General features: G+C 69.8%; 9 protein-coding genes and 1 pseudogene. 6 read left to right on the plus strand and 4 right to left on the minus strand.

Annotated features, from left to right (window positions below; all coding sequences use genetic code 11):
* Positions 1-127: 127 nt before the first annotated feature.
* Positions 128-1,717 carry a long-chain-fatty-acid--CoA ligase gene (locus EIL87_RS00245; protein ID WP_233575886.1) on the minus strand — a complete coding sequence of 530 codons (1,590 nt, stop codon included), beginning with the start codon at positions 1,715-1,717 and terminating at the stop codon, positions 128-130.
* A 192-nt stretch (positions 1,718-1,909) separates the two neighbouring features.
* Between EIL87_RS00245 and EIL87_RS00250 the strand changes: the two genes are divergently transcribed.
* Positions 1,910-3,154 carry an MFS transporter gene (locus tag EIL87_RS00250; RefSeq protein WP_125088076.1) on the plus strand — a complete coding sequence of 415 codons (1,245 nt, stop codon included), beginning with the start codon at positions 1,910-1,912 and terminating at the stop codon, positions 3,152-3,154.
* A 230-nt stretch (positions 3,155-3,384) separates the two neighbouring features.
* Positions 3,385-3,837, plus strand: a pseudogene (locus EIL87_RS27780) (HNH endonuclease); the annotation flags it as partial.
* A gap of 194 nt (positions 3,838-4,031) precedes the next feature.
* Here the strand turns inward: EIL87_RS27780 and EIL87_RS00260 are convergent.
* Both EIL87_RS00260 and EIL87_RS00265 read right to left on the minus strand, forming a co-directional pair.
* Positions 4,032-5,012 carry a TAXI family TRAP transporter solute-binding subunit gene (locus EIL87_RS00260; RefSeq protein WP_125088077.1) on the minus strand — a complete coding sequence of 327 codons (981 nt, stop codon included), beginning with the start codon at positions 5,010-5,012 and terminating at the stop codon, positions 4,032-4,034.
* Entirely contained in the window at positions 5,002-7,068 is a 2,067-nt protein-coding gene (locus EIL87_RS00265; RefSeq protein ID WP_125088078.1) for a TRAP transporter permease, read from the minus strand. The genes EIL87_RS00260 and EIL87_RS00265 overlap by 11 nt, the downstream gene beginning before the upstream one ends.
* A 154-nt stretch (positions 7,069-7,222) precedes the next feature.
* Here EIL87_RS00265 and EIL87_RS00270 point away from each other — a divergent pair, with 154 nt between their 5' ends.
* Both EIL87_RS00270 and EIL87_RS00275 read left to right on the plus strand, forming a co-directional pair.
* On the plus strand, positions 7,223-7,843 hold the full coding sequence (locus EIL87_RS00270) for an L-threonylcarbamoyladenylate synthase (RefSeq protein ID WP_125088079.1): 621 nt from the start codon (positions 7,223-7,225) through the stop codon (positions 7,841-7,843).
* Between the two features lie 619 nt (positions 7,844-8,462).
* Entirely contained in the window at positions 8,463-8,666 is a 204-nt protein-coding gene (locus EIL87_RS00275) for a cold-shock protein (RefSeq protein WP_125088080.1), read from the plus strand.
* Positions 8,667-9,156: 490 nt separating this feature from the next.
* Here EIL87_RS00275 and EIL87_RS00280 read toward each other — a convergent pair whose 3' ends face one another.
* Positions 9,157-9,726, minus strand: coding sequence for an FABP family protein (locus EIL87_RS00280; protein ID WP_233575888.1), 570 nt, complete (start codon positions 9,724-9,726; stop codon positions 9,157-9,159).
* Positions 9,727-9,847: 121 nt separating this feature from the next.
* Between EIL87_RS00280 and EIL87_RS00285 the strand changes: the two genes are divergently transcribed.
* Both EIL87_RS00285 and EIL87_RS27625 read left to right on the plus strand, forming a co-directional pair.
* Complete coding sequence (locus tag EIL87_RS00285; protein WP_148101508.1) at positions 9,848-10,375, plus strand: hypothetical protein; 528 nt, start codon at positions 9,848-9,850, stop codon at positions 10,373-10,375.
* A 633-nt stretch (positions 10,376-11,008) separates the two neighbouring features.
* Positions 11,009-11,134 (plus strand): hypothetical protein, encoded by a 126-nt coding sequence (locus EIL87_RS27625; protein ID WP_267898780.1) that lies wholly within the window; start codon positions 11,009-11,011, stop codon positions 11,132-11,134.
* Positions 11,135-11,261: the final 127 nt, after the last annotated feature.

Raw genomic sequence — 11,261 nt, forward strand, 5'->3', positions numbered from 1 at the left:
GCGGACATGTCGCGCGAGGAGTCCGCCACCCCCGCTCAGATGACACCTGTGGCCGCGTCTTCGGACGCACCAGGCGCGGCGCGAGCCGCTCGGGGTCTGCCACCGGCGCAGCTGAGCAGAGCAGTTCCTAGTCGCGGAACTCCTTGCGCAAGGTCGTCTTGAGGACCTTGCCGCTGGGGTTGCGGGGGAGCTGTTCGACCAGGCGGACCTGCCGAGGGCGCTTGTAGCTCGCCAGCCGTGCGCGGCACCAGGTCTCGATCTCCTCCTCGGTCGGCGGGTCCGCGGGGTCGCGCGGTGCGATGACGGCCAGCGGCGTCTCGCCCCAGCGCTCGTCCGGGACGCCGATGAGCGCCACCTCGCCGACCTTGGGGTGCCCGGACAGCGCCTCCTCGACCTCGGCGCAGTAGATGTTCTCGCCACCGGAGATGATCATGTCCTTCTTGCGGTCGACCACGTAGATGTAGCCGTCGGCGTCCTGGCGGACCAGGTCGCCCGAGTGGAACCACCCGCCGCGGAAGGCCTCCGCTGTTTCCTCCGGCTTGTTCCAGTACTCCCGCATCACCGTCGGGCCCCGGTAGACGATCTCGCCGACCTCGCCCTGCGGGACGTCGTTCATCTCGTCGTCGACGATGCGCACCTCGACGTTGATCATCGGCGTGCCCACCGAGCCGATCTTGCGCAGCGCGTCCTCGGCTCGCAGCGCCGTGGTCACCGGGCTGCACTCGGTCTGTCCGAAGACGGTGCTCAGCTCGGCCTGCGGGAAGGTGTCCATGATCTGGCGCAGCAGGCTCGTCGACGCCGGCGCCGCGCCCCAGCTGATCCGCCGAAGCGCCGAGAGGTCGTAGTCGCCGATGTCGGGCAGCGAGCAGATCGCCTGCCACTGGGCGGGCACGAAGAAGCAGCCCGAGATGCGTTCCCGCGCCAGCATCGCCACCGTCTCGCGCGGGTCGAACTGGCCCGACGAGGACAGCACGATCCGGCCACCGCGCAGCAGCGGGCCCATCATCCCCGAGACCCCGGCGATGTGGAACAACGGCACTCCCACCAGGTACACCCGGTCGTCCTCGGAGACGCCGTTGTGCACCAGCAGGCTGAAGGTGTGCATCAGCAGGTTGTGGTGGGTCAGCACCGCGCCCTTCGGGCGACCGGTCGTGCCCGAGGTGTACATGATGAAGGCGGGGGAGGAGAGGTCGACGTCGACCTCGTCGTGCTCGGGTGAGGCCGCCGCCAGCGCCTGCTCGAACTCCACCGAGTCCGCTCCCGCGTCGCCACCGCCGATGACCAGCGCGAACTTGGTGCCCGGAGCCTGCTCTCGGGCTTTGGCCACCGCATCGGCCAGGTACGAGTCGGTGATCACCGCGCTCGACCCGCTGTCGTTGAAGTGGTAGGCGATCTCGTCGGCGACCAGCCGGAAGTTCACCGGCACGCAGATCGCGCCGATCCGCGCACCGGCCACGAAGGCCTCGATGGTTTCCAGGTGGTTCAGGGTCGCGACCGCGAACCGGTCGCCCACGCCCAGGCCGCGCTCGCGGAGGGCGTTGGCCAGGCGCGTGACGCGCTCGTCGAACTCGGCGTAGCTGCGGGAGACCTCTCCATGCCGCAGCGCGATCTCGTCGGGAACCTTGCGGGCATGGCGCGCGAGCTGGTCGCTGATCGTCATGCCGCTGCCGGGCAGAGCGGACATCGTCACCTCGCCGTTGAGGGGTGCTGGATCCACTCATCCTGCGGCGCGGAATCAGGGTGGTCAAGATGATGATCGTACGCTCGCTAAGTGGACCGGGCGTCACCAACTTCACCCAGCGCGAGGGGGTTTCGCCGCCGGAGCCGGTTCCGGCGCCGGTGTCCGGCGTGCCAGGCTGGTCCGGCAACCAGTGGTCGAGCCGATGTCGCGATGAGGAGTCAACGGAGAGTGACCGAACAGGAGCGGCCGTTCGAGCTCAGGACCGTTGCCCTCGCGGCCTTCGGCCCCACCCTGCTCTTCGCCACCGGCGAGGGCGCGATCCTGCCGATGATCCCGCTCATCGCCGCCCACCAGGGCGCCGGCCTCGGCGCGCTCGGCCTCATCGCGGCCATGATCATGGTCGGTGAGCTCATCGGCGACCTGCCCAGCGGCGCGCTCGTGCACCGGCTCGGCGAACGCACCGCGATGATCGCCGCCTCGCTGGTCTCGATCGCCGGGCTGCTCGGCTGCTACGCCTCGACCAACCCGTGGGTGCTCGGTGCGTGCGTGTTCCTCGTCGGCGTGGCCACCGCCGTCTTCGCCCTGGCCAGGCACGCGTTCATCACCACCAGCGTCCCGCTGCGCTACCGCGCCCGGGCGCTGAGCGTCCTCGGCGGGCTGTTCCGCGCCGGCTACTTCATCGGACCGTTCGTCTCCTCGCTGGTGCTGGTGCTCAGCCCCGAGGAGAAGTCGGTGTTCCTCGTCCACGTCGGTTTCGCGGTGGCCACGCTGGTGCTGCTGATGTGCACCCGCGACCTCAGCGGCGCCGACGAACCCGCCCACCGCGAAGCCCACCACGGACTGCTGTCCACGATGAGCCGGCACCGAGGAGTGCTGCTGCGGATGGGTTCCTGCGCAGCACTGCTCGGCGGGCTGCGGGCATCCCGCAACGTCGTGCTGCCGCTGGTCGCCGTGGCCGCCGGACTGCCCGCCTCGACCACCGCGCTGGTCATCGGCATCGCCGGCGGCGTCGACTTCGCGCTGTCCTACACATCCGGGCAGATCATGGACCGGTGGGGGCGGTTGTGGGCGGCGGTGCCGTCGATGACCGGGCTGGGCGTCGGACACGCGCTGCTGTTCGTCGTCACCGACGTGCCCACCTTCGCCGCCGTGGCGTTGCTGCTCGGCCTCGCCAACGGCACCAGCAGCGGCATCCTGATGACCCTCGGCGCCGACCTCGCGCCGCACCCCGGCCCCGCACCGTTCCTCGGCGCCTGGCGCTTCACGGGCGACTTCGGGCAGGCGGTCGGTCCGCTGATCACCTCCGGCCTCACCGCCCTGGCCGGTGTAGGGCTCGCCGGGGCCGGCATGGGCGTGCTCGGGTTCCTCGGTGCCGGGCTGCTGGTGCGCTACACGCCCCGCTACGTGCCGCGGCGAACCTCGGTCGTGGCGGGTGATCGTCAGTCGGCCCACACCACCCGCCCGACGCCGTGATCGCCGTGGTCGAATCGGCCGAACGCGGTGTCGAGGAGGGGAAGTCGGGTGTCGGTCACCAGGCAACCGGTGTGGATGGCGGTCTCGCCGTGATCTTGCTCGGCGGGGTGGGGCTCGTGTTCGAGTCGGGTCTGCTCGAGGACGCAGGGTTGCTCGACTCGGAAGTCAGCGCCGACACCGGCCCGGCCGACGACCAGCTCGCGCAGCTCGAGGTCGCACCGGCGGGGTCGATGACCGGATGCTCGGGGGAGAGGTTCAAGCACTGGACCCCGCAGCTGTCCGCCGGGAAGAACTGCAGCACGCGCGAAGCCGTGCTGGCCCGCGACGGCGCGGGCATCAGGTCCAACGACGCGTGCGAGGTCACCGCCGGGTCGTGGACCAGCGTCTACACCGGCGAGCGGATCAGCAGTGCCGAGGACGTCGACGTCGACCTCGCGGTCCCGCTGGCCAACGCCTGGCGCAGCGGCGCGCACGCGTGGGACGATGCGAAGCGCCAGCAGTTCGCCAACGACGTGAGCCTGCCGCAGCTGGTGGCGGTGGACTCCCGCTCCAACCGCAGCGAGAGCGACCAGGACCCGTCGAGCTGGAAGCCCGCCTCCCAAGCCCAGTGGTGCAGCTACTCCACCGACTGGACCACCGTGAAGAGCAGTGACGACCTGAGCGTCACCGCCGCCGAGAAGCAGGCCCTGGCGGACATGCTCACCCCTGCGGCTGAACCTCCGGGTCCAGCTGGACGAGCGGCCCCGGCTCGGTGGCGCCCGCCGGGGATCGGGAGGGTCGAGCTGAGACCTCCCGATCACCAACGGTTGAGCACTGCCGACACAGCCCGGGAGCGCCGCGTGGTGGGGAGTTCCAGTCGGAACTCCCCACCACGCGGTCAGCCGGTGAGGGCCTGCTGGGCGCCCGGGTGCAGCGGCACCGGGTCGGTCTTGGTCGCCTCGTCGCGGTTGATCTGCTTGGCCGAGGGGTGCACGGCCTCCAGGTCGGCCTTCTTGTCGAAGAGCAGCTTCGTCACCGCGCACGCGTTGTTGGCCGGGAAGTCGTCCCGCACCACCAGCAGGTTCGGCACCTGCACCGTCGGCACGTCAGCCGGCAGACCGTAGGTCGCCGCCGGGATCGTGCCCTGCTCGTAGACGGAGCTGATCTTGTTCAGCTCCGGCAGCTGCGGGGTGATGTCGATGAACTTCACCGCACCGCCCAGCGTCGTGGTCAGGTCCGTGATCTGCGGGGTCGGCAGACCTCCCGACCAGAACAGGCCGTCGATCGTGCCCGACTTCATCCCGTCCACCGACTTGCCCAGCGCCAGCCGCTGAGCCTGGATGTCGGTGTTGGGGTCCAGCCCCGCCGACTGCAGCAACCGGTTCGCGATGACCTCGGTGCCCGACTTCGGCGAGCCCGTCGAGATCCGCTTGCCACGCATGTCCGCGATGCTGTTGATGCCCGAATCGGCCTTGACCACCACGTGCGTGGAGTTCGGGTAGATGCGGCTCAGCGCCTGGATCGACTGCTTCTCACCGTCGAAGGCCTCCTTGCCGGCCACCGCGTCGGCAGCCGTGTCGGCCAGGGTGAAGGCGATGTCGTAGTCCCCGGCGACCAGCTGTTGGATGTTCTGCACCGAGGCACCCGTTTCGGCCGCCGTGGCGCGCAACCCGGTGTTCTGGCTGACCACCTGCGCCAAACCGCCGCCGAGCACGTAGTAGACACCACCGGTGTTGCCCGTGGCGATGGTCAACCGCCCGTCACCGGCCTCGCAGGACGCGGCCTGCTCGGCAGGCACCTCCTGCACCTGCTTGCCGCCGCAGCCGGTGAGCACCAGCGCCGCGGCGGCCGCGGTCGCCAGCAATGCCTTAATCCGCATCAGTGAGTTCCTCCTTGAACTGTGCCTTGCGGCGGAACATCAGCTGGGCGGCCACGCCCAGCACGCAGAAGCCGAGCCCCACGGCCACCACCGGGGGCTCGAGGTAGAGCAGGCACAGCGCGCCGGGTGCGAACAGCACCCGCACCGGCGTCGACACCGGGCCGAAGAACCAACCACCGGTGACCACGCTCAACGCACCCACCGCGATGACCGAGGCCGCCAGGACCCACACCACCGTCAGCGCGTCGGTCTGCAGCAGCAGGGCGGCACCGTTGTCGGTCAGCACGAACGCGATCGGCACCAGGAACGCCGGGAGCGTGTACTTCCAGGCCTGCATCATCGTGCTGATCACCCGGCCGCCGGTGATGGCCGCAGCTGCCACCGCCGCCAGCGCCGTCGGCGGGGTGACCTCGGAGAGAACCGCGTAGTAGAAGATGAACATCGCCCGCTCGGCGTCGGCCACACCGAGCTCGCCCAGCGCTGGTCCGATGACCACCCAGGCGATGATGAACGACGCGGTCACCGGCACCGCCAAGCCGAGCACGCCGACGGCCAGCGCCGAGAACACCACCGTGAGCACCAGGACCGCGGTCGGGTCCTGCGAGATCGCGCTGGCGGCCTGCACCAGCGCGTCGGCCAGCTCCTGGCCCAACCCGGTCTTGGTGATCGTCGAGGTGATGATCCCCGCCGCCGCGCACACCGCGATGACCGGGAGAGCCCCGCGCACACCGATCGACAGCGCGTCCACCATGCTGCGCGCCCAGCCCAGCACCGCCTGGCCCGGTCCGTCGGTGGACCGCACGAGGCTGGAGACCAGCGAGAACAGCGCCGCCACGCCCGTGGCGTAGACGACGGCGGCGAACGGCGGGATGTTCATCGCCAGGAACACCACGATGATCGCCAGCGAGAGGAAGTGATAACCGCCCCGCAGCAACAACTTCCAGGCGCTGCCGTGCTCGAGGTCCACCGCCTTGGCGCCGAAGCGCCGTGCGTCGGCCTCCACCGAGAACACGATGCCCAGGTAGTACAGCAGCGTCGGCACGCACGCCCAGATCAGCACCGTCAGGTACGAGGTCTGCAGGTACTCGGCGATGATGAACGCCGCCGCGCCCAACGTCGGCGGCGACAGGATCGCCCCGATGCCCGAGGCCGCCAGCAGGCCACCGGCGTTCTCCTGCGGATACCCCGCGCGCCGCAGGATCGGCCAGGTGATGGAACCCAGGCTCACCGCCGTCGCCGTGCCGGAACCGGAGACCGTGCCCAGCAGGAAACCCGACAGCACCGCGGTGCGCCCCGGCGCGGTGCGCGAGCGCTTGAACGCGGCGAAGGAGAAGTCCACGAAGAACTGTCCGGCACCGGAGGCCGACAGAACTGCTCCGTAGAGCGTGAACAGCACGATGTAGCTGGCCGCGACGTCCAGGGGAGTGCCGTAGAACCCGCTGGCGTCGTTGTAGAGCGCGTTGATGATCTGGCTGAAGTCCACTCCGGCGTGCGAGATTCCCCAGTTCTGGGGCAGGAAACCGCCGTAGTAGGCGAAAGCGACGAAGGCCAGGCAGATCACCGGGAGGATCCAGCCGGTGGTGCGCCGGGTCGCCTCCAGCACCAGCAACAACAGCAACGCCCCGGCCACGATGTCCAGGGTGGACAGGCTTCCCTGCCGGTCGAGGAACGCGTCGAAACCGCCCGAGGCGAACGGCAGCACCGGGTAGAAGCCCACCAGCAGCGTCAACGCCGAGAGCACCCAGTCGTACCAGGCGGGATCGTCGCGCCCACCGGATCCACGCCTGCCGCCGGGGCGGTAGCACAGGAACACCAGCGGCAGCGTGCATCCCAGGAAGATGACCAGGTAGAACTGGTTGCCCTTGGTCAGCGGGAAGAAGACCTGCCGCAGCACCAGCAGCGCGACCGCGAGGGCCACCAGGTACACCAGCACGTCCGGCCCGCGGGAGAGCCGGCGCGCCGGCTTCTCCTCGTCGTGCGCCGCAACGATGTCACCGGCTTCGGTGGTGGTCTCGTCGGGAAGTCGTTCGCGCTCAGGCCGCGTCGCCCGGCTCATGCTTCGCCCTTTCGGCCCGTTTTCTCATGTCGGGAGCGACCGAGGTCACGTCCCAGGGGCAACAGGATGCGGGGGCGAACCGGTGATGTCCATAGTCCGACTCGCCCGGTTCGCATGCGCTACGCAACCGTGATGGGACTCCTATGCTGACCGCATGGCGAAGTACTTCGACGTGCATCCGGACAACCCGCAGCCGCGCTCGATCGGCCAGGTGGTGGAGATCCTCCGGGACGGCGGACTGATCGCCTACCCCACGGACTCGTGCTTCGCCCTCGGCGCGCAGCTGGGCAACAAGGAGGGCATGGACCGGATCCGTTCGATCCGCCACCTCGACGACCGGCACCACTTCACGCTGGTCTGCGAGAGCTTCGCGCAGCTCGGCCACTTCGTGATCATCAACAACGCGGTGTTCCGCGCGATCAAGGCCTCCACGCCGGGCAGCTACACCTTCATCCTCCCCGCCACCAAGGAGGTCCCGCGCCGGCTGCTGCACCCCAAGAAGAAGACCGTCGGCGTGCGCATCCCCGCCCACAACGTCGCCCAGGCGCTGCTGCGGGAGTTGGGGGAACCGATCCTGTCGAGCACCCTGCTGCTGCCCGGCGAGGAGGAGCCGATGACGCAGGGCTGGCAGATCAAGGACGAGCTCGACCACGTCCTCGACGCGGTCATCGACTCCGGCGACTGCGGCGTGGAACCGACCACCGTCATCGACTTCTCCACCGACGAACCCGAGGTCGTCCGCGTCGGAGCAGGGGATCCGTCCCGCTTCCAGTGATCGGCGCGCGCCGCCGCGGAGCCCGCAGGGACCGGTAGGTCTCGGCCCTCGGCCGTGGTGGTCCTCCAGCTCGCCGAGGTGGTCGAGGCGTCGGCGTCGTGATCGTCAGGCGCGCCGGGGCTCGGTGGTCGAGGTCGGTAGCGGTCTCGCGAACCAGGGGAGAGGTCGCCCGCCTTGGCCGGCTCCCCCCGTCGGTTCCGTGGTGCCCGCCGGAGTGGTTTCGGGACTGGCCGGACGTGGAAGCCCGGTCCCCGGGCAGGTTGTGGACCGTGTGCGCTCTGCTCCGGACCGTGAATCCGTCTCACCGGGAGTCGAGGTGTGGACAAGATCCACCGGCTTGTGGAACCAGCTCGTCCTGATCTTCAGCAGGCCGCGGAGAAATGTGACGCCGGTCACCACGAACCAGGGCGACAGTTGCAGACGTGTCCACGAGGGACCGTGTAGTGTTCGTGGTGGTCGTATTTTTCTGGGGTCGTGTTCGCGCACACTCGCAGGATGGTGATGCGAGCGTGCTGCTTTCTGGTTGTAGCTGGACAAGTCGCCGTTCGATCCGCGACCCAGGTCGTCACGCAGTGTGACGGGCTGATGTAGTACCGGCTCCCAGAAGGAGAGAGCAAGCATGGCACAGGGAACCGTGAAGTGGTTCAACTCGGAAAAGGGCTTCGGCTTCATCGCCCCGGACGACGGTGGCCCGGACGTCTTCGTCCACTACTCGGCCATCGACGCCCGCGGTTTCCGCAGCCTCGATGAGGACCAGAAGGTGAGCTACGAGGTCAGCCAGGGCCCGAAGGGCCCGCAGGCGGCCGACGTCCGCGTCATCTGAACACGGCGTCTCACACAACACCGGAACGACCTGCCCGCTGAGGTAGGTCGTTCCACTTCGAAGAGCCGGTCACACGGCCCGCCGACGGGGAACCCCGCACTGATCACCAGTGCGGGGTTCTTCGCGTTCCAGGCGACCCCGCGACGCGCCGGCCCGCACCGGCGGGCAGTGACCAGCACGTACACCGAGGTCCGCCACCTGGAGCCATTCCCGGTGTGGACCAGACCGCCGATCGCTCACGCGTGCTGCGATGCGACCCCACGCCGCAGCCACCGCCGGCAGCCCCCGCGCACAGCGACGGACTCCTGACCGTCACCGATGACCAGTCGGAGTCGTTGCGCCGCAGCGGGTCCGCGACCCACGCCGCGGACACGAGACGTCCTCTCAACCCCAGCTGCTCCTCCACGTCGGCGGTCGAACTGGGGGTGTCCCGCCAGGTCGGAGCGCGGGCCGCTCAGGGCACCACGCCCGGAGGTCCACCAGCACGCGATCAGGGGGTGTCCTGGCGGCCGCCGGACGGGACGCGCCGGAGGCGGGCGGAGACGTGCGGGGTCATCGGTTGGCCGACCATCGCCCGGCTCTCGGCGTAGTCGAGGAGGTCCTCGCTCAGCGCGTAGGTGCGGCGGGCGGCCTCCACCTGCTTGGCGGTGGGGGTACCCAGCACCGCGTCGGTCTCCAGTTCCCAGCGACCGGGTTGCGCCGAACCGTGGAACAGGTCCACCAGTCCCGTGGCGTGGGTCAGCAGCAGTTCGACCCGGCCCTCGGTGCCCGGACGCCAGAAGCCCGTTTCCCAGGCCGCCGGGCGCAGCACCGCGCCTTTGGCGTCGAGCAGCCAGGCCCGCGCCTGGTGGCGCAGGAACGGCCGGCCGTCGTGGGAGACCGTCACCTGCTGGCCGAAGCGGAACGGCCCGTCGATGGTCGGGTAGTCCACCTCGCCCTCGCCGCGCCACACCCCGACGAGCTCGCGCAGCGGCGCGCAGGCGTCGTGCAACGGCGGGCGGCTGCCCAGGTCGGCGGTGTCGCCGGGGATCGGCTCGCGGAACTCCTCGGGTGTGCTCACCCGGACCAGCCTAGGAGCCGGCGGTGAGCGCACGGGCGCGGCGGGCCCACCTCCCGAGCGGGAGCCGACCGCTGCGGAACGCCGATGTCCGCCTTGTCGTGGTGGGTGGCCTTGTGCTTGTGTGCGAGGGGTGTACCGGATCTACTGCTTTCGCAAGCTCGCCGTGACCGTCGAAGGCGTCGACTTCCTCGATCCCGCCCGGGCCGGCGAACCGGGCGCGCGCGAGCGCGGTGTCCGCCTCGAACTGCGCGGTCTGTCCGAGTCCGCCGAAGCGGGTTCGATCTACGCGTCCCGCGCGACGTGGCTCAGCCGCGGTATCAGCCGCTTCGACCTGCTCGAATCCGAGCCGCACGCGGCCGACCGGATGCACTGGCACCCGGAGATGTCCGACGGTGAGCCCGGCCAGCGCGTTTTCGACGCCGAACTCTCCGCCGACCCGCTGGGCTGGCTGGCGCGGACCCTGCGCGACGTCACCCCGCTGCTGCGCCGCGCCGGCCTGGACCCGGCCGAGCACGCCGAGGACGTCGCGGCGATGGCCGAGGCGGCTGAGGAGATCACCGAGATCACCGGCCGCCTCCTCGCGGAGGCGCGCAAGCCGTGGCCGGAGGTCACCCGGGACGAGCGCGGCCTCGCGGCGATCAACATCTGACTTCCGCCCTCGTTCGATCGGGTGGTGTTCGCAGCACCGCAGCACGTTCGGCGCCGCGCGGGCACCGGCGAACGCCTGGCGTCGCCCTCGCGTCGCCACCGAACGCGCCGTGGGTGAACCCGGCGGAGATCTGCGGCCACTGGGAGGCGTGCTCCGGCTTGCAGGAGTCCGGGCAGCGGGTGGAGGCCCGGCGACGCTCCCGTCCTTCTCGAGAGCGTTCTTCGTGATCTTCTCGCGGGCGATGCGGTGAGTTCCCGAGCGTGAATTCCGAAAGGCGCTCGCACTCAGTTGCCCGAGCGGGTGACTTCCGAATGCGGAATTGACGTGTCCGCATTCCCGGGAGTGGTTCCACCGGGTAACGAAGGAGACCCGCAGCGCGATCTCGTGCGTGCGAGCAGCTCATGGTGGTCGTGCGCGGCTGTGCCCCAACGGGCTTCGGCTACTCCGTTGGCGCCGGACGCCATGACGCACTGTGAGCACGCCTTTCCGGGGGGTGGCGTGGTCGGTCATTTCACAGCCGGTTATCGTTCTTGCAACGGCGCTGCCACCCGGCGGATTCATCATTTCCCGCGATGAGTGAGGCAAGCAGCCGGGTCCAGGGGATCGGGCGCCGCTGAGAAGAGGAAATCTCCCATGGTGCGTGCTGTCGGAACATTGGCGGTCGTTGGTGCCGGAGTCATCGGCTTCTGGGTCGGGTACTTGTTCGATGCCCGGCGCAACCCGGTGACCGGAGAGCTGGAACCGGCCCTCGCGGCGTGATCGAGCGCCTGCAGGGCCGGTCGCTCGCGTCCCGAACGGCTCGTCCCCGCGAGTCGTGCTGCCAGCCACCGCGAGTCCACCGTCACCGTTTAAGCTTCGAGGAGCATTCCTGAGAGGTTAGGTGGCG

Origin of the sequence: Saccharopolyspora rhizosphaerae (assembly GCF_003931915.1) — a bacterium.
Taxonomy (GTDB): Bacteria; Actinomycetota; Actinomycetes; order Mycobacteriales; family Pseudonocardiaceae; genus Saccharopolyspora; species Saccharopolyspora rhizosphaerae.

Bases quoted from the DNA above. Each gene is read 5' to 3' on its own strand.
- EIL87_RS27625 (WP_267898780.1), top strand. From the start codon at position 11,009: ATGGTGCGTGCTGTCGGAACATTGGCGGTCGTTGGTGCCGGAGTCATC.
- EIL87_RS00265 (WP_125088078.1), bottom strand. From the start codon at position 7,068: ATGAGCCGGGCGACGCGGCCTGAGCGCGAACGACTTCCCGACGAGACC.
- EIL87_RS00275 (WP_125088080.1), top strand. From the start codon at position 8,463: ATGGCACAGGGAACCGTGAAGTGGTTCAACTCGGAAAAGGGCTTCGGC.
- EIL87_RS00270 (WP_125088079.1), top strand. From the start codon at position 7,223: ATGGCGAAGTACTTCGACGTGCATCCGGACAACCCGCAGCCGCGCTCG.
- EIL87_RS00260 (WP_125088077.1), bottom strand. From the start codon at position 5,012: ATGCGGATTAAGGCATTGCTGGCGACCGCGGCCGCCGCGGCGCTGGTG.